The organism is Hymenobacter defluvii, assembly GCF_017589435.1.
GTDB lineage: Bacteria > Bacteroidota > Bacteroidia > Cytophagales > Hymenobacteraceae > Hymenobacter > Hymenobacter profundi.
The window spans coordinates 25,269-50,728 of sequence record NZ_JAGETX010000006.1; the positions used below are offsets into that span (position 1 = coordinate 25,269).

Here is a 25,460-nt window from a genome sequence, read left to right on the forward strand (position 1 = left end):
AAGATAGCATCTTCGGCGAAAAAATACGGGGTCGCGTCGTCTTGCCACTAGATGCTGTTTTCAATAAGCAGCAGCAACTTACCGCTTCAAACTGCCTTTTCACTATGCTTATTTGTTTAGTAGGCGCCGGCCGGGTAGCCACCCACCTAGGGCCGGCGCTGCTGCGGGCGGGCCATACCATCACGCATGTGTGGAGTCGCACGGCAGCCAGTGCCGCCGCGCTGGCCACGCAGCTGCCCGGAGCCCGCGCTACCACCAACCCAGATTTGCGCCAGCTAGAAGCAGAAATAGTGCTGCTGGCCGTGCCCGATGCCGCCGTGGAGCCGCTGTTGGCACAGCTGCAATTGCCAGCGAATATGCTAGCCGCGCACACGGCTGGCGCACTGCCGCTGGCTGTGTTCGCGCCCTACCCCCACCTGCGCGGGGGTGTTTTCTACCCGTTGCAAACGTTCAGCCCCGGCCGCATGGTAGACTGGACCACGCTCCCGCTCTGCCTGGAAGCGGCCGATGCGGCCAGCCAAGCTACCCTGCTGACGCTGGCGCACAGCTTGAGCCAGGACGTGCGTCTGCTCAACTCAGGGCAGCGCCTCCTGCTACATACCGCGGCCGTGTTTGCCGGCAACTTCACCAACCACGTGCTCGGCATTAGCCACGCGCTGTTGCAGGAAGCCGGGCTGCCGTTTGAACTCATCGTACCCTTGGTGCGCGAAACCGTAGAAAAGGCCTTGGCCTACCCTCCGTTCACGGTGCAAACCGGCCCCGCCGCCCGGCACGATGCGCCTACCCTGGCCCGGCACCAGGCCGCGCTACAGACTCATCCTATGTGGCAGGAGGTGTACGCTACTGTCTCACGCAGTATTCAGCAGGCAGCGGAGCCGTCGGCCGGCTAGTTTTGATTCGGGGGGAGGCATCCGTACCTTTGCCCCTCTTTGCTAATTACGTAGCTACTTCCCGTGAAAGTCGTCAATATACATTTCAAGTTTCAGGACGGGCAACCCGACCAGACCCATGTGGCCGCTGAGGGCGAGTCAGTGCTGGACGTGGCGCTCAACAACGGCGTGCAGTTGCAGCACAACTGCGGCGGCGTGTGTGGGTGCAGCACGTGCCATGTGTACGTGCAGCGCGGCGAAGACTCTCTGCCCGAAATTTCGGACAAGGAAGAGGATTTCATCGACCGCGCCATCAACCCCCGTATCAACTCGCGCTTGGCTTGCCAATGCGTGGTGCAAGCTGACACCGACGAGCTGCAAATCCTGGTTCCGCCCCAGAACTTCCTGGGACACTGATTGGAAGTATTAGGTGTTGAGCGTAGTGAGTTGGCGTAGCCAGCACTCAGTGCGCTCAACACCTAATACTCAACCCTTACCACTCAACACTTCACCTATGAATCACTTCGAGCCACCCATTAAGTGGAGCGACCACGAAGACGTGGCCATCGCCCTCTACGAGAAATTCGGTGACGATTTCACGGAGGCCAAAATCTACCGTATCCGCTTCACCGAACTCATCGACTGGGTGCTGTCCCTCCCCAACTTCGAGGGCACCCGCGAGCAGGCCAACGAAGGCCATCTGGAGCAAATTCAGGCCAAATGGGTCTACGAGTGGCGCGATAATCAATAGTGAAGTTATGAAGTTGTGAAGGGTGAAGCAGCTATTCTGCTGATGCTAGTGGCGCAGCCTACGCAAGTGGTGCGGCCAGGATGATAAACTTTCCCTTCACAACCTCACAACCTCACAATTTCACCTTATGGAAGCAACGAATACGCCCGATCTGACCGCCATTCGAATGTTTGTGCTGGATGTGGATGGGGTGATGACTGATGGAACCATGCTGGCCCTGAACTCGGGCGAGCAGGCCCGCGCCTTTCACATTCACGATGGGTATGCTATCCGGCACGCGCTGCGCAAGGGCTACCGCGTGGTGGTTATTTCGGGACGCGAAGAAGAAGGCGTACGGCGGCGGCTGGAGTCGCTGGATGTGTACGACATCTACTTGGGGGTAGACGACAAGATGAAGATCTTCAACTCCTACATCAACGTGCACCGCATCGACCCCGCGCACATTGCCTACATGGGCGACGACGTGCCCGACATGGAAACCATGCGCCGCTGCGCCGTAGCCGCCTGCCCTGCCGACGCTACCCCCGACGTACTTGCCATCAGCAACTACGTGGCCCAACGAGCCGGTGGGCGCGGGGCCGTGCGGGAGCTACTAGAGGCAACCATGAAAAGCCAGGGTACCTGGTAAGCGCGAAAGAGGTGATTGTGAGGCTTTATCGTAAAAGTGCTATCTTTTTATAAAGCCAGCGGTAGAGGGGTTGCGTTTTTGCGAAATCCCTCTAACTTTACCCGCTCATCCATTCACCCATTTGCTTTTTTTCATGAAAACAGGAACCGTAAAATTCTTTAATGAGTCGAAGGGCTACGGCTTCATTACGGAAGACGGCACGAAGGAAGATTTCTTCGTCCACATTACCGGCCTTAACGGGGGCCAGATTCAGCAAAACGACCGCGTGGAATTTGATACCCAGGAAGGCCGTAAGGGCGTTAACGCCGTGAACGTAAAGAAAGTGTAGGGTCACCCGATCCACTGGCCTCTTACTATTAGTATAGAAAGCCTCTCCTTAGTTGGAGAGGCTTTCTTTTTAGATGCTTAAGGGTAGGGAGGGGTGATAAAGAAACGAGTGGGTGAATAGGGAATATAGTACGTTATGAAGTTCGTGTGTTGCATGCACACAAGCTGGAGAAACAGGCGGATAACGCCATGCGGGTGATAGGACGAAAGATGGCTCTTGCTTGACAGATTAATAATCTGATTATCAATAAATTGACTGTGTAATAGGTATTGTGTTGCAATGACGTACAGCGTATCTTCTATAAAACCAGCTATGCCTACCGGAAAATTATCGTGGGTTGAAAGAAGCCGGCAACTGGCCCGCCTGATACGGCTGCCTAACCTGCTGCTGATGGGGCTGTGCCTGCTGCTGGTGCGGGCAACGCTACTGCCTGCTGCTTCCTGGCGGGTAGTGCTAGCCTCACCATTTTTGCTGTTGATGCTGGCCACGCTGTGCGTAGCGGCTGCCGGCTACATCATCAACGACTATTACGATGTGAAAATTGATGCCGTGAACCGGCCCGGCCGGCTTGTCATTGGCCGACTCATTAACCGGCGCCATGCCATGATGGCCCATCTCATTCTATCAGGTATTGGCATTGTGGTGGCTGGTGTGCTTTCGCCGCTGCTGGGTCTGGTGCATGTGGGGTCGGCGCTGCTGCTGTGGGGCTACTCGGTGCGCTTCAAACGCGTGGCGCTGGCCGGTAATGCTAGCATTGCTACCCTCACGGCTGCGCTAGTGCTCCTACCCGAATTGCAGGCCCGCACGGGGCAGGCCGGGCCGTGGGGCTATGCATTAGCAGCCTTCTTACTCACGATGGTGCGCGAAATTGTGAAAGATGTGGAAGACATGCGCGGCGACGCGCAGCACGATTGTCGTACGCTCCCTATTCTATGGGGCGTGAGCCGGGCGAAATGGGTAGCTGGTGCCTTCCTGATTTGCCTGTTGCTCTTAACAAGCGGCGCTATATCCGAATCATTACAGACCGGCTACCTATGGCTAGGCGCTTGGCTGATAGCGCTTTGCCTACTTCCTATGCTAGCGCTGGGCTATCAATTGCGGCGCGCCGACCGTCGGCGGCATTTTGCGCAGCTCAGCGCTTGGTGCAAATGGATTATGCTGGCCGGCGTACTGTCCATTCCTTTATCTGCCATTGCCTAAAACCGTAGCAGGCACTGTTGCGTTAGTGCAGAAATCTTAGTCAGATGCGTTGCATGGCACCACCTCTTCGGGTTGCCTGACTTCCTGGCTTCCACCTTTTTCTGTCTGGCATTTTTATGCGCTTTTTCTACCTGCCGCTAGTCTTATCCGGACTGGCTTTGTCTGCGGCCGCTCAATCTACGGCGTCCTACTCGGTGGTGGCTCCACCTCCTGCTTCCCCTACCTTATTGGCATCAGCGGCGGAGCCCATAAAAACGCCGGCACCTACACTGGGCCTGCTGGCCGACCGCCAGCCTGCTACGTCTTTGCTGACGCCGCGCCGTGTTTCCGCCCGTAAGCTAGATTTCAGTCCTAGCGATAAGCCGAGTTTTATTCCGGTGCCTGTTGCTTTCTACCAGCAAGAAACCGGGTTTGCCGTGGGCGCAGCTATTTTGCCTGTATGGCGGTTTGGTACTGATACTACCGTGCGCAAGTCTAATGCTCGTTTGCTGGCGTGGTTTAGTCAGAAGAAACAGACCACTATTCAGCTGACGCACACCATCTTCACGCCCGGTGAGAAATTCTATTTCTCGGGCGAGTTGAGCTACTATGATCTGCAATTCGATTATTTCGGTGTAGGCAACAACACGCGCAAAAGTGATAAGGTCCAAATCCAGTATCCGCTATTCGTATTCGATGAGAAGGCCCTGGTTCGGGCGGCTCCAAACCTGTTTGTGGGTGTGCGTTACCGCTTAACCAACTTGGGTGATGTGAAGTTACAGAATTCTGATCGGTACAATTCGACTACTAACCAGCCTGTTGTATACAATGAGTTGGCCAACTTTCGTGGCTTGGGAGAGCAGCGCAAAGGCACAATCAGTTCTGGGGTAGGGCCGTCACTACTCTACGATGGCCGCGATAATGTGCTGGCTACGTACCGCGGTAACTTTGTGGACGCGCACATCCTGTTTAATGGTGGAGCACTGGGTAGCGACTACCGGTTCACCCGTTACCAAATTGATGCTCGCCACTTTAACCCCTTGTTTGGCTCCAATAATACTATTCTAGCCCTGCAATTCATGGGACAGTATCATTCCGGTGATGTTCCTTTTCGGGAGTTAGGAGGTATGGGGGGCACTTTGGGTGGTGCTATTTATAACAATGCCTACCTAATGCGCGGTATTTATGAAGCCCGCTTCCGCGACCGTCAATTTACTACTGTGCAAGCCGAAATCCGGCAGAAGCTCATCTGGCGCTTTGATATAGCGGCATTCATTGCAGCAGGCCAAGTAGGGTATGACCTGAACGATTACACTTTTGACGGCACGAAGCTAGCTGGTGGGGTAGGAGCCCGCTTTCGCTTTAATCGCCGCGACCGGCTTAACATCCGTTTAGACTATGGGGTTGGCTCAGGTGGTAACTCCGGTATCATCTTCGCGGTGGGTGAAGCTTTTTAACTAAAATCTAGAATTCGAATTTTCAAGCCATGCTTTCTGATTAGAAAGCATGGCTTCTTCTTTCATTCTTAAATACGAATTGATTCGTATTTAAGAATGAACTCAACCTAAATTAATTGTGCACTATTGATTTGCAAAAGATGTAAAAACCCATAAATCCAGCTTGAATAGCCGTTTAGTGTGATTTTATGAGGTGCTTTTGTAGTACAGTTCAATGATTGTATTTATAATTATTACTTGTTTTTATGAAAAAATTATAGGGGTAATCATTGTGATGTTAAAATTATACTCTTTATTAGATGCATTCATTGAAATAATATCAACCAATCAAACAAGTACACATGAGGAAAATATTACTCTTGTTACTGCTTACAGTATTCGCATTGGCAAGCCACGATTTGTGGGCGCAGGTGCGAACCATTACTGGTAAAGTAGTAGGATCGGATGGTTCGGCACTGCCGGGCGTAACTGTTGTTGTAAAAGGAGGAGGGCAAGGCACTTCCACTGATGCGGAGGGTAGTTACTCGCTATCTATACCTGCTAATGCGAATACGCTAGTGTACTCCTTTATTGGGTACGACAGCAAAGAGGTTGTTATCGGTAGCCAGTCTGCTATCAATGTATCATTGGCTACTAATACCACGGGACTTGATGAAGTGGTAGTAGTGGGCTATGGCACGCAGCTTCGACGCGAGTTGACTGGTTCTGTAGCTACTATTTCTGGCGCAGATGTAGCCCAGAAACCCGTACAAAGCTTTGAACAAGCCTTACAAGGACGTGCAGCAGGTGTCAATATAACTACTCCTAATGGAGTGTTGAATGCTCCTCCTGTAGTTCGTATCCGAGGGGTTAACTCTATTAGTCTAAGTTCTCAGCCCCTCTACGTAATAGATGGTATCCCTGCGTTCAGTGGCAATAACTCAGCACTTGGTAGTGTACCTAACAACCCATTGAGCAATATCAATCCTAATGATATTGAAAGCATTGAAGTTCTCAAAGACGCTGCTGCCGCTGCTATTTATGGCTCACGAGCCGCTGGTGGCGTTATCCTTGTGACTACAAAGCGAGGTAAAAAGGGACAAAGCAGAATATCGCTTGATTCTTGGGCTGGATGGTCTAATCCTGTGCGCCTATATGATGTACTAGGTGCTGAAGATTACATGATGATTAAAAATGAAGCTGTGCGCAACCTAAACGCAAACCGCATTGCTATTAATCAGCTTGGTAATAACACAGAGGGCTTTCTTCCCTCATATGATGCTAATGGTAACCTGATAGATACGCGTTGGTACGATCAAGTTTATCGTACAGGTTTCTCTCACTCCAACGCCATTAACTTTTCGGGTGGTACTGAAAAGACCAGCTATTACGCATCGGTAGGGTATACTGGTCAAAAAGGAATGATTCAGAATAACGAGTTCAAACGTACTTCGGCTCGCGTGAATGTGGATCATAAAGTCTATAAAAACTTCACAGTCGGAGCACGTATTGGTTATTCCAATAACTATAACTCTTCTCCAAACACAGGATCAGTGGGAGATGGGGCTTTCGGTACAGCAGGTATAGGGCGTTTACCACTAGTATTACCCCCCAACATACCGGTTTATAATGCTGACGGTACGTTTAATATTAACCCTAGAGGTAATGGAGTAGGCCCGGGTAATAACTTAAACCCAGGACCAGTTGGGCTAAACCCTTTGACATACGGGCCGCTTAATATTGGCTATTACAACCCGGCTGTTGACATAGCATACAACTACTTCACTTCAGAGGGCAATGAGATTCAAGGGAGCGTGTACGCAAATTGGGAAATCATAAATGGTTTGAACGTGCGCACGACTTATGGCTTGAACAATATCTCGTTTGAAGATAAACTGTTTTACAACTCTTTATCAGGTGACGGCTACCAAAGCGGTACAGCTGCAAACTACTACCGCACAAATAAGCGTTGGAATTGGCAGAATACTGCACAATACGACCGCAGCTTTGGCAATCATAATGTATCCCTTTTGGTGGGTGGCGAGCAACAACGTACGCAAGTACAACGCTGGGGTGCTGAGCGTACGCAAGTGGCCGATGACTTCTTTACTACGTACCAGGGTAGCTTTACTAATATTGCTGTATCTGGTAACTCGCAGGGTGAGAATTATTTAGTCTCTTATTTTGGCCGCTTAACTTATGACTTCGGCAAAAAATACTTGGCTTCACTTAATGTACGGCGTGATGGTTATTCTGCTTGGGCTGATAAGTGGGGTAACTTTTACGGAGCATCACTAGGCTACATCATTTCTGAAGAAGATTTCTGGAAAAACGCTGGTTTTTCGAATGCTTTCAGTTTCTTGAAAATAACAGGTAGTTACGGTGAGGTAGGTAATAGTCAAGGTATAAACGACTTTGCTTCTTTGTCCACGTATGGGCCTGGATTGTATGCAGGGAATGCTACACTAGGTTATTCAAGAGCCGGGAACCCGTTATTGACTTGGGAAACAAGTAAGAAAACGGATGTCGGCTTTTCATTCGGGCTACTCCAGGACCGCATGCAGGGAGACTTTTCCTATTACCGAAATGTGGTTGATGGCTTAATCTTGAATGTTCCGCAAGCGCCTTCAAAGGGAATTCCAAATCCTGACAACCCGAATACTATTTCAGCTAACGTGGGCTCAATGCGCAACACAGGTATTGAGTTGAATCTTAAATTCAATGCTATTGAAAAGAAGGCGTTTAGCTGGACTGTAAGTGGTAACGTCACTACATTAAAAAATAAGGTATTAACACTGGCTACTGAAGGACAACGCATTGGAACGGCAACTTCAGGCTTGGAAACTGTCAACTTCACAGAAGTAGGCAGATCAGTAGGGGAAATCTTAGCTATACCTTCCCTAGGCGTAAATCCAGCCAACGGGCAACGTATGGTTAGTGTTCTAAACACGGACGGTACTAGAACAACGCTACAATACAACCATTTGGGCGGCGGCTGGACAACACTAGATGGTCGTAGTGCAACAGTGACACCGAGCCAAACACGGGACGGAGTATACTATGGACCTACACTACCAAAATGGTATGGGGGGTTTGATAATAACTTCCGTTTCAAAAACTTTGATTTAGGCGTATTCATCCAATATTCGGGTGGTAACTATATATACAATGGGACGAAAGCCGGTTTACATGATCAACGTTTCTGGAATAACGATGTAGATATTCTAAATCGTTGGACTTCAGAAAATACGAATGCTGAATGGCCACGTGTTGTTTATGGCGACAACGTATCGAATGGCTCCGCTTTAGTTATATCATCTAATGTGGAAAAGGGAGATTTTGCTCGCTTACGCAATGTGTCGCTTGGCTATTCAATTGACCAAGTGTTGGCTAATAAAATTGGTCTTTCCAATGCACGGGTATACGTGCAAGTGCAGAACGCAGCACTACTAACGAATTACTCAGGTATTGATCCGGAGATTTCGACAAATGGAGCAAATAACACAGGCTCAGGTGTTGACCGTAATTCTGTAGGTCAAGCTCGTACCTACACAGTAGGTTTCAACATCGGCTTCTAAAAAATCGCTTTCTGATGAAAATAATACTAAAGAAAAAAGTCACAGTAATTCTTTCCTCAGCCTTACTGGCATTAGGCATAAGCTCTTGCAAGACTGATTTGTTGGATCCTGTGCCAGAAACTGTTTTCTCGGATTTGGTTGTATTTAATACGCCAGCACGGATTGCATTACAGGTGAATGGCCTTTACACTTATGTCAAGGCTGGAGCCTTCTATGCAGGACGTTATCAAGTATACAATGATATTAGGATTGACGATTTTATTGCTCAAACTACAAATAATGTAACGGGCTACAGTGTTTGGAATCATACACTAAATGAATCAAACATCAATGATGTTACTAATTTGTGGAATGCAGCCTATGCAGCTATCAACCAAGCAAATGTGTTTTTGGCTGGTATGGATGCTAATCAAGCAAATTTTGTAGCTCCCACTTTCCCTACCAATTTTGCTACTACTACAGCCAACAATTACAGAGGGGAAGCTAGGTTTTTACGTGCTCTGAGCTACTACGCACTTTTGCAATTATACGCTAGGCCTTATGCTGATGGAGAAGGCAATAAACCGGGCTTGCCTTTACGCCTAATAGCTGAAACTAATTCCAATAATAACGACTTGGCTCGTAGTTCCGTAGCGGAGGTGTATGACCAAATTCTGGCAGATCTTCAATTTGCAGAAGATAATTTGCCGTTAACCTACAGTAGTAGTGAATTGAATGTTACTAGAGCTCATCGTAATACCGCAATTGCGTTAAAGACGCGTGTGCTGCTAACAATGGGTAGGTATAAAGAAGTTATTACTGAGGCTAATAAAATTGTACCCGCTACAGCCCCGTATGTAGCTTCTTCAGGGGTAGCGAATGCATTAAACGCTTCTGTAAAAGAAGTTTTCACCTTTCCGGAACTTACTTCGGAGAGCATTTTTAGCTTTCCCTTTACTACGCAGAATGCACCTGGTACGCAAAATTCTTTAGCGTTCTATTACTTGCCAGGATCGTTAGGCGGTAATGGTGAGTATTCATTAAATACCGCTGGGATTTTGGGAAATTCAGTGTGGGAAGCAACCGATGAGCGAAGAATTAATTTCGTAACAAGGGTAGCTAACACACCTTACCTCACTAAGTATCCAAATGGAACTTTGCCTGGGAATACGAATCCTAATCTAGATAAAGCTCCCGTTATTCGGTACGCTGAGGTAATGCTAAACCTAGCCGAGGCGGAAGCACGTGTGAACGGCTTTGGTAGTGCAAGAGCTCTGGCTTTACTTAACGCAGTTCGTACACGTTCAAAAGGCAGCCCTTATACGGTAGCAACAGTTGAAAATATTCTCTTGGAGCGAAGAATTGAATTTATAGGAGAGGGAATTCGTAACATCGACATTATGCGTCTAAATGCAACCATTCCGGGTAAGAGTTCTGTTAGTGCAGTTGCTCCATCTGATCCTCTTTACGTTTGGCCTATTCCTGCTGGAGAACTACAGGCTAATCAACTCATGACTCGTAACTGAAAAATCTTCTTTCGGCTACAAACAGAAGCAGCTTTCTCACCAGTGAGAAAGCTGCTTCTGTTTGTAGCCATAGGTTAACAATCCGCGTAGAGTACGCTGATGACATCCATACTACCCTCGCGCTTTCATGCTGTCCACGAAGTGGCTGTTTCGCCTCTGTTAGAATGTGGCTTGCTGACTGTTCCGCCCCGAGCAGAATTATGCTATTCTGTTATTATCCCGGCTAAAGATGAAGCCGAAAACCTGCCTGCTACCCTAGCTGCGCTGGCTACGCAAGTGGATGCGCAGGGGCAGCCGCTACCTCCTTCTAGTTACGAGGTAATTGTGCTGGCCAATAACTGCGAGGATGCCACCGCACACGTAGCCCGGCAACTGGCACAAGCCTACCCGCAACTGGTGCTGCACGTAGTAGAACGCACCCTACCTCCCACTGAGGCGCATGTGGGAAAAGCCCGGCGCTTGCTGATGGATGAAGCTGCCCAGCGCCTGCGTAGCGTAGGTTGCCCGCACGGTATCATTGCCAGCACCGATGCCGATACCCGCGTTGCGCCTACCTGGCTGGCCAGCATTGCTGCCGAAATAGCCGCAGGGGCTGATGCCGTATGCGGACGTATTATGGCCGAGGCACCTACGCAGCGAAATTGCCCCGTGCGGCGCTACCACTTGCGTGATGCAGCCTACCGCTTGCTGGCAGCGCAGCTGGAGCACCTGATTGACCCCAATCCGGTGGATGCGTGGCCGCGTCATCACCAGCACTTTGGCGCCAGCTTCGCCCTTACGGTTTCGGCTTATGAGCAAGTAGGGGGACTGCCGGTGGTGCCCTATCTGGAGGATGAAGCCCTATACCAGGCACTGTGCAACCACGATTTGCGCGTGCGACATAGCCCTGCCGTGCGCGTAACCACCTCGGCGCGCCGTGAAGGGCGAGTGGCAGTGGGTTTATCCTGGCAATTGCGGGAATGGGCGGCGCTGAGCGAGCAATTGCAGGAACCTCTGGTAGCCAGCGGACCACAACTAGCTACTCAGTGGCAGGCCCGTCGGCAACTGCGGCAACTCTGGCAATCATTTAAAAACGACGTGTCTTTCTCGGGCGCCGTGCTCAGCCCTACCCTGCACACCGTCAGCACGAGGATAGCCGATATGCTCGGTCTCACCAAAAAGACGCTGTGCCAGGCCATTATGGAGGCTACTACGTTTGGTGCATTGTGGCAATGCGTACAGCAGGAGCAGGCCACCCGCCAGCAATGGGTACAACGGTGGCCGCCGATTGCGCTGTCATCTGCCCTTGCTGAACTGCGGGCGTTGCTGAAGCAGCATACGCCATTGGCGATTGAGGCGGCAATGAGTAAAGGGTAGCCTTACCGCTTCTCCAATAAGTCCAGACGGTAGGTTTCTTGGCGCTGGCAGTGCACGTGGCGCAAGGGGCCATTGGCCTCGGCTTTTTGCAGAAAAAACTCGTGCACTTCGTCGCCGGTCAGGGGGTAGTCGTGCACGGGTGGAGTCCAGTGCACCAGCAGCAATTGTCCGCCAGAGGGTAGGGCTGCCAGGAGCTGCTCGGCGGCGCGGGTCAGGTCTTCGGGCGACCAATAATAGCCTACCTCCGACACCATAATCAGGTCGAACTGCTCTTGCGGGAATTCTTCCGGCACGCGCATCAGCCGAAACTCCACCTGAGGCAACTGCGCGCACCGTTGCCGGGCGCGTTCCAACGGGGCTTCCGCTACATCCACAGCCAGCAGACGCCCACACCGCGGTGCCAATTGCTCCGTGAGTACGCCCAACGAGCAACCGATTTCAAAAGCCCGGTCATAGTGCGGGCGGGGTAGGGCGGCCAGCGTGGTAGCATATTTCTCCCGCTCGTAGGGGCTGGTTTCGAACTTCCACGGGTCGTCGTTGGCCCGATACACATCGTTGAAGTAGGCAGGGGGTAGGGTATTAGGCTGATTGGGGTTCATAGGAGTAGAGGTTGGTTTATTGCTCGCAGAGGTTCGCGGAAGAAGGCACAGCACAAAGGTTGGCAGAGTGCATACGTCAGCATACTGCGAACCTCTGTGCTGTGCCTCCCTCCGCGAGAAACGTCATTCGTCAAAATACACTTCGAAAGGCTGCGCGAAATGAGCAAGCATTTGCTGCGAAAGCAGAAAACCGCTGGGGTCGTCGTCGATAACGCCGGGGGCAAGTTGGGAGCGGTGGGCTGCAATGGCTGCCTGTTTTTGAGACAGTACGGAGCTGATATCCAGGCGCCAGCCGGTGGCCTCGCCTGACTGCGGCAAATCTTCCGGTGCGGCGCGCTCCCAGGCCCACACCACGTACTCCACCCGCCGGATGGATAAGCCCGCCAAAGCAGCGGCTACCAGTTGGCTGGTAGCCCGGTGGTCGGGATGAGGGTCGCGGCGCCAGGGCACGAGTAGGGTAGCCGGCTGTACGCGCTGAAGGTAGGCACGCAGGGTAGCTACGGCCTCCGCAAAACCTGGCTGATCGGGGGTAGGGACGGCGCTATCGGGAAGGTCCAACAGCAATAGATCATCCGTACTGACGCCTAGCAATGCAAGCGCCTCGCGTAGCTCTGCCTCGCGCAGTGCTTGCCGGGCCGCGGCCGGAAACTTCACCGAATGGGGGTGCGACATCGTGCCATCGCTCACCAAAACAGCATTTACTGGTACGCCCGCCTGCCGCAAAAGCGCCAGCAACCCGCCGCATCCCAACGACTCATCATCGGGGTGGGGCGCTACCACCACAGTAGAACAAAGGGTAGGCGCAAAATCAGCCGGGCGGAGGGGTAGCGAATCAAACGAAAACTCAGCCATGCCACAACGAATAAGCAGGGGTGGTAGAAGCCAGCGCGAAGCGTCCCGCGTCGGCTAGAGCGGCATCGGGGGCGGGTTGGCGGAGGTAGTGCGTCAGGTCGCGGTGGAGGCGCTCGAAGGGCTCGGGGCGGAGCAGGCCGCGGGCTCCCACGCACCGCTCGGCCAATTGGAGCGTCCGCAAGCATATTTCTTCGATGGCCGTGCGCACCATGTTGGCGTAGGCCACGGTGGTTTCGGCGGCTTCCGTGGCGTGGGGGCGCATGGCGTGCTCGGCGGCGGCGCGTAGCCAGTGCTGGCCGCTTTCGATGAGAATAGCCAGCTCGCCCAGGCGCTGGCGCTGGTAGGGGTCGTCGGTGCGACCAGTTTTTTGTAGGAAGTGGCGGGTTTCGTCAAATACAGCCTCAGCCCCGCCCAACTGCACGGCCGCAAACCGTATGGCGCCCCCACTAAACCACGGCTGGCGGTAATAGTCGCCGGGCTGGCCTAGCAGATCTTCGGCACCCACCTCTAGTCCCGTGAAATCGACCCGAAAACTAGCCGAGGCCCGCATCCCGAGTGGCTGCCAAAACGATTTATCCAGCTGCGGCACTTGCGCATCGGCCGGCAGCACCAGCATCTGCCAGCCACCATCGGGTAGGGCACCCGTGAGCAGCGGGCGCGTGACGTGGCCCGCGCCCGAGCCAAAGGTTTTGCTACCCTGCAAGCGGTAGCGACCATCGGGGAGCGGTTCCAGCTGCACGCCGTCGTGCGCTTGCGTATTCCATACCCCAAACAAATGCCCGGCCGCTGCGTCCTCGGCCCAACGCACTACTTGCTCCGTGCGGCCAAAGCGCTGGGCGAGTTGCAGAGCATTGGCGTGGCCTTCGTACACGCGCCCTACCGCCAGATTACCGCGCCCAATGTGCCGCAGCGTGCGCAGCAGGGGTAAGGTTTGTGAAGCCACTGCCAAATCCTGTCCGCCGAGGTGGGTGGGTAGGGGAGCCGTGAGCAAGCCGGCCGCACGCAACCAGTCAAACTCCTGTTCCGGAAAGCCACCTTCCTGGTCGGAAGCGGGTGCTTGGGCCGCTAGGCGCGGGGCCAATCGGGCAGCGGCGTCTTCGGCAGGTGTGATTTCTTCGGTGGTAGGGAAGGGTAGGGGAGTAGACATGCAATAGAAATAGCGTGGTAGTGAACATGTACTGTATTTGAATCCGGGGTGTTGTGCTTGCGTGAAAAGTAAAGTCGTTAGAACGTCATTCCTCAGCAAGCTCGGAATGACGTTCTTGTATATTTTATGAAAACGGATGGAATTTGCTGCTGATTATGAAGGGGTTACTATGTGCTTAACAATTCCGTAACATATAGGGCACCGGGGTGCCCGCTTGCCGTGGCTACCTTCGTGCTGTCATTCACACAGTCCGCAACCAACCCCTACCATGTCGCAGCCGATTCGTTCCGCTCTCGTTTCTGTCTATTACAAAGACCGCCTGGAGCCGCTGGTGGCCCTGCTCAAGCAGCACGGCGTGACCATCTACTCTACGGGGGGCACCCAGCAGTTTATCGAGGAGCAGGGCGCCGATGTGACGGCCGTGGAGAGCCTGACGGGCTTCCCAGAGGTGTTTGGGGGCCGCGTGAAAACGCTGCACCCCAAGGTGTTCGGTGGTATCTTGCACCGCCGCCACGAGGCCAGCGACTTGCAGGAAGCCGAGCAGCACCAGATTCCGCCCATCGACCTGGTGGTGGTAGACCTCTACCCCTTCGAGGAAACCGTGGCGTCGGGTGCACCCGAGCAGGACATCATTGAGAAGATTGATATTGGTGGCATTTCGCTGCTGCGTGCCGCCGCCAAAAACTTCCGCGACGTGCTGGTGGTGAGCAGCCGCGACCAGTATGAGGCCGTCACGCAGCTACTGACGGAGAAAAACGGCGGCACCGACCTCGAAGACCGCCGGCAGTACGCCGCCGCCGCTTTCGCTGCCACCGCGCACTATGACACGGCCATTTCCGGTTACTTCTTACAAAACGAATCCAATAGCCAACAGCTATCAGCTAATAGCTCCCAGGAAACGCCGCTACGCTACGGCGAAAACCCGCACCAGGCCGGCACATTCCGCGGCGACCTGGATGCGCTGTTCGATCAGCTCCACGGTAAGCAGCTTAGCTATAATAACTTGGTAGATGTAGATGCGGCCGTGCTGCTCATGCAGGAGTTCCAGCAGGGTAAGCCTGCCTGTGCTATTCTCAAGCACACCAATGCCTGCGGCGTAGCCCAAGCCGATAGCCTGCACACGGCCTACCTCAATGCCCTGGCCTGCGACCCGATATCGGCGTTTGGCGGCGTGATTATCGTGAACAAGCCCGTAGACGAAGCCACGGCCCAGGAACTGAACAAGCTGTTCTTTGAGGTGCTGATTGCGCCCGAGTTCGACGCGGCGGCTCTCACAGTGCTGCAAAGCAAGAAAAACCGCATTCTGCTGCGCCAGAAGCCTGTTGATTTCCCGCAAAAGCAGGTGAAAACCTTGCTGAATGGTATGATTGAGCAGGACTTCGACCGCGCCATCGAAACCGCCGACGACTTCAAAACCGTCACCGACTCGGCGCCTACCCCCGAGGAAACCGAAGCCCTGGAGTTTGCCCTGAAAGTGTGTAAGCACACCAAGAGCAACACTATTGTGCTGGCCCGCGCCGGCCAATTGCTGGCTTCAGGAGTAGGGCAGACGTCTCGCGTAGACGCCCTCAAGCAAGCCATCGAAAAAGCCCATGCCTTCGGCTTCGACCTGAAAGGTGCCGTGATGGCCTCCGATGCCTTCTTCCCCTTCCCCGACTGCGTGGAAATTGCTGGCGCAGCCGGCATCCGGGCAGTGGTGCAGCCCGGCGGTTCCATCAAAGACCAGGATAGCATTGCGGCTTGCAACCAGCTTGGTATGGCCATGGTGATGACCGGCGTGCGTCACTTCAAACATTAGAAGCTATTTGCGTTACGGACCGCACGGTGTAGAGACGCAAATAGATAACCTTAAACACCCGAACGGTCCTGCCGAGCTTGCCGACGCAGGACCGTTCGGGTGTTTTTAGGGTAGTCGGTTTGCTGACCAGTATGCCTGAGAGCGATTATTTCGGGTTGGAAAGCGGGTGCTACGCCGGTGTAGCAGATTCTTCGGATAGAAGGATTCTGGTATTAAACTGAAATAATTGGGCCATGGCGCCGCACGGCAATCCTATGTCTATAGTAGGGCTTCGCGGAAACTTGCGTACTTTTGCCCCACTTTTTCCGGTGCAAGACGCCCGGTTTCATCTACTTGCCGTCACTCAATGGGTTTCTTCAATTTTCTGACCAGCGACATCGCCATGGACCTGGGCACGGCCAACACGCTCATCATTCACAACGATAAAGTCGTGGTGGATGAGCCGAGTATCATTGCAAAAGACCGCACGACCAATAAAGTAATAGCCGTGGGCCGACAGGCGCAGCAAATGCACGAGAAGACCCACGATAACATTAAGACTATCAGGCCGTTGAAAGACGGTGTAATTGCCGACTTCCACGCTGCCGAGGAAATGATTAAGGGGTTGATCAAGATGATTGACACCCGCACGCGCCTGTTTCAGCCCTCGCACCGCATGGTAATCTGCATCCCGTCGGGCATCACGGAGGTAGAGAAGCGCGCCGTACGTGACTCCGCGGAGCACGCCGGCGCCAAGGAAGTCTGGATGATTCAGGAACCTATGGCCGCCGCCATCGGCATCGGCATCGACGTGGAGCAGCCCATCGGCTCCATGATTATCGACATTGGGGGCGGTACCACCGAGGTAGCCGTTATTGCCTTGTCGGGCATCGTGTGCGATCAGTCGATTAAGACGGCTGGCGACGTGTTCAACCAGGATATTCTGGACTACATGCGCCGCCAGCACAACCTGCTGATTGGTGAGCGTTCGGCTGAGCGCATCAAGATTGAGGTAGGCGCTGCCCTCACCGAGCTGGAAAACACGCCCGCCGACTTCGAGGTGCGCGGCCGCGACCTGATGACGGGCATTCCGAAGGTTATCAAAGTGACTTCCTCGGAAATTGCCATTGCCCTCGACAAATCGGTGGCGAAGATTGAGGAAGCCGTGCTGAAGGCGCTAGAAATCTCCCCGCCCGAGCTGTCGGCCGACATCTACGAAAACGGCATTCACCTGACCGGTGGTGGCGCCCTGCTCCGCGGCCTCGACAAGCGTTTGGCTGCCAAGACCAAGCTGCCCATTCACATTGCCGAGGACCCGCTCCGCGCCGTAGTACGCGGCACCGGCGCTGCCATCAAGAATATTCAGGCTTTCAAGAGCGTACTGCTTACTTAATTATGAATTAGAAATTATGAATTAGGAATGATGGTAGGGCGATGCATCAAGCTAAAAATTCCTAATTCCTAATTCTTAATTCCTAATTCAACAATGAGAAACCTCTTTGCCTTTTTGTTTCGCTACCGGGGCATCCTCGTGTTTGCGCTGCTGGAGGTATTGAGCGTTTACCTGCTGATTCGCAATAGCGCCTACCAGCGGGCGGCGTTTTTCAACTCGGCCAACACCTATGCCGGACAGCTGCTGGAATGGCGTACGCAGGTGTCGGAATATTTTGAACTGGCAGCGGTGAACCAGAGCCTGGCCGCCGAAAACGCAGCCTTGCGCCAGCGTCTGTACCTGTCTGACTTGGGTAGGCGCGTAGCCGATTCTCTACCCATCCGCCGCGACAGTCTTGCTCAGATGCGCCTGCTGCGCACGGGCCGCCCCGATTCGCTGGTGCTGGGCAACCAAGCCCTCAGCAACAACGACCCCAGCTACCCCCTGATTCCGGCCAGGGTAGTAAATAACAGCTTGCGCGACGTGGATAACTATCTGACGCTGAACGTAGGAACGCTCGACCAAGTGCAGCCCGGCATGGGCGTACTGGCCGCGAGCGGAATAGTGGGTAGGGTGCAGTCGGTGAGTGAGCACTACGCTCGCATCACGTCGCTGCTGCATTCCAAAACGGCTATTTCGGCCAAAATTCAGCGCGATGGTACGTTTGGCAGCATCAAGTGGCAGGGCGACGACCCCACCCACGCCCTGCTCGACTACATTCCGCGCCAGAACAAGCTGGTGCGCGGCGATACGGTCATCACCTCCGGCTACAACGCTACCTTCCCGGAAGGAGTGATGGTGGGCACCATCGACACCTTTACCAAGGAGCCCGACAAGAACTTCTGGACCGTGCGGGTGCGGCTGGCAGTCAATTTCTCAAACCTGACCTACGTGTACGTGGTGCGCAGCCGGCCCCAGGCCGAGCGCGATACCCTGGAAACACACACGGGCACCGTAGTAGGAGGAGGGAAACGATGAGCATAGTCGGAACCATTGCGTGGCAGCTGGTGCGGTTTGCGCTGTTTGTGGGGCTGTACGTGTTGCTGCTCGACAACAGCAACTTCGTGCTGTTCGACCTGGGCTGGAACTTCTTCTACCTGGGCTTCTTGTTGTTCCTGCCCATCGAAACGCCCATTGTGGTGCAGCTGCTGCTAGGCTTCGGGCTGGGCTTCACGGTGGATGTGTTTCAGGATACGGGTGGGCTGTATGCTGCCTCGGCTGTGCTCACGGCTTACCTGCGGCCGTGGGTGCTGCGCCTACTCACCCCCCGCGACGGCTACGACGCCGCCGACTCGGTGAATATTCACCAGATGGGCTGGCAGTGGATGATGGTGTACCTAGTACTGCTCATTGCTTTGCACCACATTGTCTTCTTTCTGCTGGAGTTGGGCAGCTTTCTGTCCATAGGCTTCACCATGGCCAAAATTCTTGTTAGCACCATCTATACCACGCTGGTAATGCTGATTGTGCAGCTGGTATTTTTCCCTACCCGCCGCCGGTCGCGCTAGGGGATAGGAGGCCCTGCGCCTACACCATGGCTATGTCGGTACACGAAACTATCCACGGCGTTGATTGGTTTGCTCCATTTGTTTGGCGCGGGTAGGCAGCTCATCTGTAAGCACGCGCATTTTGGCTGGTTCTTACCGCCAATGGGGTTGTATCTTTGCGACGCTGCTTAACGCAAGCAGCGTGTCGTATCATTCAGATTTTCTTTGCTTTGCAATATTTAGAAGGACGCAAATACGTAGTACAGGCCATTTTTCTGGCTGTGGCAATGCTATTCGCGGGTCGACTCTTTTACATCCAGGTGTTGGATGGCAGCTACAAACTGGCTGCCGACCGCAACACGTTGCAGCGCATCGTGAAGGTACCCTACCGCGGGTTGGTGTATGACCGCAACGGCAAGCTGCTGGTGCAGAACACGCCGGTATACGACCTGCTGGTGGTGCCCCGTGAAGTGAAGCAGCTGGACACAGTACGCTTCTGCCAGCTGCTACAACTACCTATTGAGGACCTGCGCGCCGGCTTGCTGGCCGCCAAAAAATACTCGCGCGTAAAAGCCTCGCCGCTAGTGCAGAACCTGAGTACCGCCGAGTTGGCTTCCATCCAGGATAACCTGATTGATTTTCCTGGCTTCCGCATCGAAGCGCGCATGGCGCGGGCCTATGGCACCCAGAGCATGGCGCATGCCCTAGGCTATGTGGGGCCTATACCGGCCACCTGGGTAGACCGGGAGAAGTACGCCAAGTACCGCCCTACCGATTTTCTGGGTATCAGCGGCCTGGAGTCGTTTTATGAGAAGGAGTTGATGGGGCGCCGGGGCGTGCAGTACCGCATGGTGAACGTGCGCGGCATTGAGAAAGGCGCCTTTCGAGGCGGCGAGTTCGACACGCTTTCTGTGGCCGGCCAAGACCTGCATACTGGCATCGATATCGACTTGCAGCAATACGGCGAGATGCTGATGGCTGGCAAGCGTGGTACGGTAGTCGCCATCGACCCCAAAACTGGGGAAATTTTGGCCTTCGTGTCGGCACCAGCCTATGATCCGGCCATGCTCACAGGTAAGGGTTTGGGCAACCGTTACATGGAGCTGCTCAATAACCCTGAACGCCCGCTCATCGACCGGCCCCTCACAGCTATTTACTCGCCGGGCTCGGTGTTTAAGCTGGTGAACGAGCTGGTGGCTATGCAAACGGGTGCCGTGACGGCCAATACGGGTTTTCCCTGCAACCAGCGCCTGGTACGCTGCACGCACAACCACGAGTACCCCGGCAACGTGAGCATTGCCATCAAAAACAGCTGTAACCCCTACTTCTACCAGGTGATGCAGGCCACCGTGATGCGCGGACGCTCGCGCAACCGCTTCGAGGATTCGCGGTTGGGGCTGGCCGAGTGGAAGCGCAACGTGCAAACCTTCGGGCTGGGCGACAAACTGGGCGTGGATCTGCTGGGCGAGAAGAAAGGCCTGATTCCGTCGCCTGAGTATTATGATAAAAGCTACGGCTACCACCGCTGGACCTACAAAACGGTGTATTCTCTCAGCATCGGCCAAGGCGAGGTGCAAGTAACGAGTCTGCAAATGGCGAATATCATGGCCATTATTGCCAACCGCGGCTACTACTACACGCCGCACTTTGTGCGCAGCGTGGGTCAAAACGGGCCGCTACCCCAGTTCCAGGAACGCCACAAAACAAGCGTGGACTCACACTATTTTGAGCAGATTATTCCAGGGATGCAGATGGTGGTGGGTAGAGGCGGCACCGCTAGCCTGGCCAGCTTAGAGCAATTCGGCATCTCGATGGCCGGCAAAACCGGCACCGTACAAAATCGCCACGGCGCCGACCATGCTACCTTCGCCGCCTTTGCACCGGTAGAAGACCCCAAGATTGCTATTGCCGTGTTTATTGAAAATGCAGGCTTTGGTGGTTCTTCGGCTGCACCCCTAGCCTCGCTGATGGTAGAGCGCTACCTGCGCGGCAAAGTGGTGCGCAAGAAGTGGGAGGAGTGGCTACCTGGCAGCGCCGACCGTTTCGTGAAGCGACACCATTAGCAGTAGAGGCGGCTTGCAGCCGCCCTGATGGGGCGTCCGGCTTTCTTCAACCGTTGAGAAGAAGGACACTCTAACTATTATTTCGTTGTGGATGGGCAGCTGCAAGCCGCCCCTACCCAGTTCTTTAGCCTCTCTATTTTCCATTGAAAACCCCCGCTCGTTACTCCCGCAGCATTGACTGGGTTACCGTGGGCATTTATTTGCTGATGGTGTTCGTGGGGTGGCTGAACGTGTATGCGGCTAGCTATTCGCCCGACGCGCCTACCCATGTCTTTGGCCTAAGCTTCGGGGAGTTGATGAACTTCAACTGGTTCAAGCAGATTCTGTGGATCGGAACGGCAGTGCTGCTCATTGTGGTACTGCTGGTGGTCGATTACAAAGCCTACGACACGTTTGCCTACGCACTCTATGCGGGCATGATTGTGCTGCTCATCGTCACGCCCTTTATTGCGCGACCTATTGCAGGCTCCCGCTCGTGGCTGGAGTTGGGGCCCGTGCGCCTACAACCCGCCGAGTTTGCCAAGTTTATCACGGCCCTGGCCGTGTCGCGCTACATGGCGGGCATCAACCTGCGCCACCAGAATTTTCGCGACCAACTGATGCTGGCCGTTTTCACGTTGCTACCCCCGTTGCTCATCATTGCGGCCAACGAGACCGGGCAAGCGCTGGTGTTCGGGGCATTTCTGCTGGCGTACTTCCGCGAGGGTATGTCGCCGCTTATTCTGCTGTTGCTGGCAGCCGGCGGGGCTATCTTAATTTTGGCGCTGTTGGTACCCAAGCTCTGGCTGATTGGTTTTTTTACCGTGCTACTAGTGCTGGTGTTGGTATTCAACAACCGCTTGCTACGCCACCATTTACCACTCTCTATTGGTGTGTGGCTGGTGGTGATTGGGATGGTATTCGGGGTTGATTTCTTCTTCAACAGCGTTTTGCAGGAGCACCAGCGCAAGCGCATCGAAATCCTCATCAACCCCTCGGCTGACCCACTGGGGGTAGGCTGGAACGTGACGCAGTCCAAAATTGCCATTGGCTCGGGTGGGGTAGTGGGCAAGGGCTTCCTGCAAGGCACCCAAACCAAGTTTGACTTCGTTCCTGAGCAAAGCACCGACTTCATTTTCTGCACTGTGGGCGAGGAGTGGGGCTGGCTGGGCTCCGTGGTCACCATTGCGCTGTTCATGGCCTTGCTGTGGCGCATTGTGTACGTAGCCGAACGGCAGAAATCGGTGTTTGGGCGCACTTACGGCTACTGTGTAGCCAGCATCATCTTCTTCCACTTCGCCGTGAACATCGGCATGACCATTGGGCTGGCGCCGGTGGTAGGAATTCCGTTGCCGTTTTTCAGCTATGGCGGCTCCTCGCTCTGGTCATTTACTACCCTACTGTTTATCCTGCTGGCCATTGATGCCTACCGCAAGCAGGATTTGGTTCGATAGGGCAACTGCAACTTCTACCCCATGATGTTCCGGCGCGCGCTTTCTCATTCTATATCGGCGCGCAGCCAGGTACCTACTTGGTTTTGGGTGGGTTTGGTAGCGTGGCACATCTTGTTCTTCGGTGTGCAGTTGCACCAGCGCACGTACTTCTTCCCCGATACGGACCGCTATAGAATGGAGGCTGTTAATATCAGGGAAGCGGGCGAGTTTTATGCGCAGCCACTACCTGCCACGGGCGCAAAAAAGCCGCAGGAATATACCATCCGGCCGCCAGGCTACCCTTTGTTTTTGCTTGCGTTGGACACGCCTAGCGCCCGTTTCCCCTTCGTGGCGTTGGTGGTTCAGAACCTTCTGAGCTTGCTCAACCTGGGGTTGCTGGCGCGCTGGCTGCAACAGTTTCGGCTGCTGCCGGCGCAGTGGGTGTTTCTGTTGCTAGGCGTATGTACGTATCCTGCTCAGCTTATTTATGCCAACGTGTTGATGAGCGAGATGCTGTTGCAGACGTGCGTGGTGCTGCTATGGCTGAGCGCCGTGGCGGCCTGGGAAACCCAACAAATGCGTTACGCGCTGGCAGTGGCGGCAACTGCTACGGCTGCCATGTTGGTGAAGCCAGTATTCTACCCTTTCAGTATTGTGGTATTGCTAGTAGGCAGTTGGGCAGCGTTGCGTTGGCGACGGCTACCAGTAGCGGTAGTCGCTGCACTGCCACTGGCAGTGGCGTTGCTCTACCAAGGCTGGAATTACCAACGCACGGGCCTGTTTCATTTTTCCAGTATTGCCACCATCAATCTGCTGCATTACAATACGGAAGGCGTGCTGCGCCGTACCGAAGGAGCTGTCGTGGCCGATCATTTCATTGATACCGTCGAGGCTGAAGCGCATCGTCGCTACGCAACCTTTGCGCAGCAGCAACAGCATATTCGAGCCCGGAGCATGGCCGTCCTGTGGGAATATCCCGTCACCTACGCTCGTATTCACCTAACAGGCATGGTGAACTGCTTTCTGGACCCCGGCCGCTTCGACCTCGTCCATTTCTTTAAACTGCCCGGCCAGGAGGGTAGGGGCTTGCTGGGGCAATACACCGTCTATGGCTACAAAGGGATGGCGCGCTATATCTGGCGCCTACCCCTAGGGCTCTTGTCGGCACTGCTACTCGTAGCCGTTGGGAACGTGGTGCGCCTGCTGGCATTCGGCCTTTTCCTCTTTCAAAGGCAGTACGCGCTCTTTGTACGGCTGAGTGCTGCTGGTATACTGCTCTACGTTGCCTTCCTCACGGGGCCTTTGGGCGCTGCTCGTTTTGCCGTGCCTGTGTTTCCGCTGCTAGTAGTTGGCGCAACGCTGGGCAGCCGAAAGCTGTTCCTGATGCTACCGTCCGTAGCCCTGCCTCGTGCCTAAGGTAGGGGTGCGAGGCAGGGCTGTGGCTTAGGCAAACTTGCGGTCAATCAGCTTGAGCAGGCGCCCTACGTGCTCTTCCTTGCGGGTCCAGTCGTGCGATTTAGCCAGCGTGTCGGTCACGTAGCGCTTGGCCGCGTCGGCGTCGGGTAGGGTGTCGAGGTGCTGAATGGCGGCGTGATACTCCATGTTCTCCCCGTTGAACAGCTCGTTGATAAAGCTGAATCGTTGGTTGATGGAAATGGCTTCCCGCAACGATTCCACGCGCGTTGGCTTTTCGGCTAGCGTTGCCGCGTGGCGCTCGGTGCGTAGCGTTGTGCTTAGGCTTGGCGCAGACGTATGTTCGCTCTTGAGCTTTTCGTAGAGACGCGCGGCCGGAACCTCTGGCGTAGATGCCGGCGCCGGGGTAGGGGGCGCGGGGGGCACTGGTGCTACCGGTGGTAAGGCGGGCGGTGATGTCGGTGCGGCCATAACCGGCGGTGGGGTAGGGGCCGGCCGAGGTGGAGCCTCAGCCACTGGGCCATCCTCGCGCAGATCAGCAGCGGTGAGGGGTAGCAGGTTGCTTAGCTCTTCCACTAGCTTTTCCAGGGGCCGTTGGCGGGCGTGGTTGGCTTGCTGATACTGCTGAAATCGCTCTAGCACAAAGGTGCGCTCCAGGGGTGCGCCCTTCACCAGCGAGTCGATAAACGTTTGAAACCACGCTTTGTCTACATCAATGTAGCGCAGCGCGTCGTGGAGCTGCTCCACGGTCACGCTGGGACTGGTGCCCAGGATTTTGCCTTCGAAAATTTGCTCCGGGTCGGTGGCGATGCCCAGCGTATCGGCCACGGCCGTAGCCAGCAGCGGCTCAAACGTAGCCCGGTTCAGCTTAATGCGCCGCGACAGGGTGTTCATGAACTGCGTGAGGGCCTGCCGCACGTCGGCAGCCTCGAAATCGAAGTAGGGGCTGCGCAGCCGGGCCATTTCCTGCGTCCACTGCCCTAGTAGTTGCTGCACCACAAACAGATTGACCTGCCGGAGGGGTGTAAATTTCAGCACAGCGGGACCGTCCAGAGTAGCGTCGGGCTGGGCAAGGAAGTGCTGGTTGCACAGGTGTGCCGCCAGGCGGCGGCCGTATTGTTCGCGTTTCGCGGAGCTATATTTGTCCTTCATTGAAAGCCTTATTCAATGGCAATTTAGGGAAAGATGCCCATTCTGACCGTGCAAAATCTATTTGGTGCGGCCGTGCCGGTGCCAGCCGACGCTACGTTGCTAGCGGCCCTGCACGCCGCCGGCTACGACTGGATGCACGCCTGCGGGGGCCGTGGGCGGTGCACCAGCTGCCGCATTCAGGTTATAACGGGCTTGGAACTACTAACGCCGCCTACCGATGTAGAATTGCGCTACCGCCGTGCTGGCCGTCTGCTCAGCCACGAGCGTCTCACCTGCCAGACCCGCCTACCCACCGGCGAAGTGACAGGCCGCGTGCCCGAAGCCACCAAGCTGCCGCACGTGCAGTATGGAGAAGGGTAGGTGGGGGTAGGAGGTAGGAGGGTGTGAGGATAGGAAGTAGAAGTTTGTCATCCTGAGCGGAGCGAAGGACCTTATGCCAGTTGAACGACCATTCTATCAACGACTCGTTCCACCGTGATAAGGTCCTTCGCTCCGC

At 54.6% G+C, this 25,460-nt stretch carries 22 protein-coding genes; 18 read left to right on the forward strand and 4 right to left on the reverse strand.

Annotated features, from left to right (window positions below; all coding sequences use genetic code 11):
- Positions 1 to 104: 104 nt before the first annotated feature.
- The 10 genes from J4D97_RS11955 (at position 105) to J4D97_RS12000 (ending at position 11,630) form a co-directional block, all read left to right on the forward strand.
- Complete coding sequence (locus tag J4D97_RS11955) at positions 105 to 890, forward strand: Rossmann-like and DUF2520 domain-containing protein (RefSeq protein ID WP_208307778.1); 786 nt, start codon at positions 105 to 107, stop codon at positions 888 to 890.
- Between the two features lie 63 nt (positions 891 to 953).
- Positions 954 to 1,286 (forward strand): 2Fe-2S iron-sulfur cluster-binding protein, encoded by a 333-nt coding sequence (locus tag J4D97_RS11960; RefSeq protein ID WP_185282407.1) that lies wholly within the window; start codon positions 954 to 956, stop codon positions 1,284 to 1,286.
- A 97-nt stretch (positions 1,287 to 1,383) separates the two neighbouring features.
- Positions 1,384 to 1,620, forward strand: coding sequence for a Fe-S cluster assembly protein IscX (gene iscX / locus J4D97_RS11965; protein ID WP_208307779.1), 237 nt, complete (start codon positions 1,384 to 1,386; stop codon positions 1,618 to 1,620).
- 127 nt (positions 1,621 to 1,747) lie between these two features.
- Positions 1,748 to 2,248, forward strand: a complete 501-nt coding sequence (locus J4D97_RS11970) for a KdsC family phosphatase (RefSeq protein ID WP_185282409.1) — start codon at positions 1,748 to 1,750, stop codon at positions 2,246 to 2,248.
- Between the two features lie 133 nt (positions 2,249 to 2,381).
- Complete coding sequence (locus J4D97_RS11975) at positions 2,382 to 2,576, forward strand: cold-shock protein (protein ID WP_185282410.1); 195 nt, start codon at positions 2,382 to 2,384, stop codon at positions 2,574 to 2,576.
- Between the two features lie 312 nt (positions 2,577 to 2,888).
- On the forward strand, positions 2,889 to 3,776 hold the full coding sequence (locus tag J4D97_RS11980; RefSeq protein WP_208307780.1) for a geranylgeranylglycerol-phosphate geranylgeranyltransferase: 888 nt from the start codon (positions 2,889 to 2,891) through the stop codon (positions 3,774 to 3,776).
- A gap of 116 nt (positions 3,777 to 3,892) precedes the next feature.
- Positions 3,893 to 5,212, forward strand: coding sequence for a BamA/TamA family outer membrane protein (locus tag J4D97_RS11985; RefSeq protein ID WP_208307781.1), 1,320 nt, complete (start codon positions 3,893 to 3,895; stop codon positions 5,210 to 5,212).
- A gap of 341 nt (positions 5,213 to 5,553) precedes the next feature.
- Positions 5,554 to 8,769 (forward strand): SusC/RagA family TonB-linked outer membrane protein, encoded by a 3,216-nt coding sequence (locus J4D97_RS11990; RefSeq protein WP_208307782.1) that lies wholly within the window; start codon positions 5,554 to 5,556, stop codon positions 8,767 to 8,769.
- Between the two features lie 14 nt (positions 8,770 to 8,783).
- Positions 8,784 to 10,274 carry a RagB/SusD family nutrient uptake outer membrane protein gene (locus tag J4D97_RS11995; protein ID WP_208307783.1) on the forward strand — a complete coding sequence of 497 codons (1,491 nt, stop codon included), beginning with the start codon at positions 8,784 to 8,786 and terminating at the stop codon, positions 10,272 to 10,274.
- A gap of 99 nt (positions 10,275 to 10,373) precedes the next feature.
- The gene (locus tag J4D97_RS12000; RefSeq protein WP_208307784.1) at positions 10,374 to 11,630 is read left to right on the forward strand and encodes a glycosyltransferase; all 1,257 of its coding nucleotides are present in this window, start codon (positions 10,374 to 10,376) and stop codon (positions 11,628 to 11,630) included.
- Positions 11,631 to 11,632: 2 nt separating this feature from the next.
- Here J4D97_RS12000 and J4D97_RS12005 read toward each other — a convergent pair whose 3' ends face one another.
- The 3 genes from J4D97_RS12005 to J4D97_RS12015 all read right to left on the reverse strand — a co-directional run bounded on the left by J4D97_RS12005 (position 11,633) and on the right by J4D97_RS12015 (position 14,228).
- Positions 11,633 to 12,229 carry a class I SAM-dependent DNA methyltransferase gene (locus tag J4D97_RS12005; protein WP_208307785.1) on the reverse strand — a complete coding sequence of 199 codons (597 nt, stop codon included), beginning with the start codon at positions 12,227 to 12,229 and terminating at the stop codon, positions 11,633 to 11,635.
- A 123-nt stretch (positions 12,230 to 12,352) separates the two neighbouring features.
- Positions 12,353 to 13,081: a PIG-L deacetylase family protein gene (locus tag J4D97_RS12010; protein ID WP_208307786.1), complete on the reverse strand. Its 729-nt coding sequence runs from the start codon at positions 13,079 to 13,081 to the stop codon at positions 12,353 to 12,355.
- Entirely contained in the window at positions 13,074 to 14,228 is a 1,155-nt protein-coding gene (locus J4D97_RS12015) for an acyl-CoA dehydrogenase family protein (RefSeq protein WP_208307787.1), read from the reverse strand. Before J4D97_RS12015 ends, J4D97_RS12010 begins: the two co-directional genes overlap by 8 nt.
- Before the next feature lie 268 nt (positions 14,229 to 14,496).
- On the opposite strand from J4D97_RS12015, the gene purH reads away from it, so the two are divergent.
- From purH to J4D97_RS12050, 7 genes are all read left to right on the forward strand, one after another.
- Positions 14,497 to 16,026 carry a bifunctional phosphoribosylaminoimidazolecarboxamide formyltransferase/IMP cyclohydrolase gene (gene purH / locus J4D97_RS12020; RefSeq protein ID WP_208307788.1) on the forward strand — a complete coding sequence of 510 codons (1,530 nt, stop codon included), beginning with the start codon at positions 14,497 to 14,499 and terminating at the stop codon, positions 16,024 to 16,026.
- Positions 16,027 to 16,372: 346 nt separating this feature from the next.
- Complete coding sequence (locus J4D97_RS12025; protein ID WP_185282419.1) at positions 16,373 to 17,398, forward strand: rod shape-determining protein; 1,026 nt, start codon at positions 16,373 to 16,375, stop codon at positions 17,396 to 17,398.
- Positions 17,399 to 17,491: 93 nt separating this feature from the next.
- Positions 17,492 to 18,415, forward strand: coding sequence for a rod shape-determining protein MreC (gene mreC, locus J4D97_RS12030; RefSeq protein WP_208307789.1), 924 nt, complete (start codon positions 17,492 to 17,494; stop codon positions 18,413 to 18,415).
- Positions 18,412 to 18,945, forward strand: a complete 534-nt coding sequence (locus tag J4D97_RS12035) for a hypothetical protein (protein WP_185282420.1) — start codon at positions 18,412 to 18,414, stop codon at positions 18,943 to 18,945. The genes mreC and J4D97_RS12035 overlap by 4 nt, the downstream gene beginning before the upstream one ends.
- Positions 18,946 to 19,154: 209 nt before the next feature.
- Positions 19,155 to 20,987 carry a penicillin-binding protein 2 gene (mrdA, locus tag J4D97_RS12040; protein WP_208307790.1) on the forward strand — a complete coding sequence of 611 codons (1,833 nt, stop codon included), beginning with the start codon at positions 19,155 to 19,157 and terminating at the stop codon, positions 20,985 to 20,987.
- Between the two features lie 143 nt (positions 20,988 to 21,130).
- Positions 21,131 to 22,420: a rod shape-determining protein RodA gene (gene rodA / locus J4D97_RS12045; RefSeq protein WP_208307791.1), complete on the forward strand. Its 1,290-nt coding sequence runs from the start codon at positions 21,131 to 21,133 to the stop codon at positions 22,418 to 22,420.
- A gap of 21 nt (positions 22,421 to 22,441) precedes the next feature.
- Complete coding sequence (locus J4D97_RS12050; RefSeq protein WP_208307792.1) at positions 22,442 to 23,815, forward strand: hypothetical protein; 1,374 nt, start codon at positions 22,442 to 22,444, stop codon at positions 23,813 to 23,815.
- 27 nt (positions 23,816 to 23,842) lie between these two features.
- On the opposite strand, the gene J4D97_RS12055 is transcribed toward J4D97_RS12050, so the two are convergent.
- Positions 23,843 to 24,964, reverse strand: a complete 1,122-nt coding sequence (locus J4D97_RS12055; protein WP_208307793.1) for a hypothetical protein — start codon at positions 24,962 to 24,964, stop codon at positions 23,843 to 23,845.
- 33 nt (positions 24,965 to 24,997) lie between these two features.
- Between J4D97_RS12055 and J4D97_RS12060 the strand changes: the two genes are divergently transcribed.
- Positions 24,998 to 25,324 (forward strand): 2Fe-2S iron-sulfur cluster-binding protein, encoded by a 327-nt coding sequence (locus J4D97_RS12060; protein WP_208307794.1) that lies wholly within the window; start codon positions 24,998 to 25,000, stop codon positions 25,322 to 25,324.
- The last annotated feature ends 136 nt before the right edge of the window (positions 25,325 to 25,460 follow it).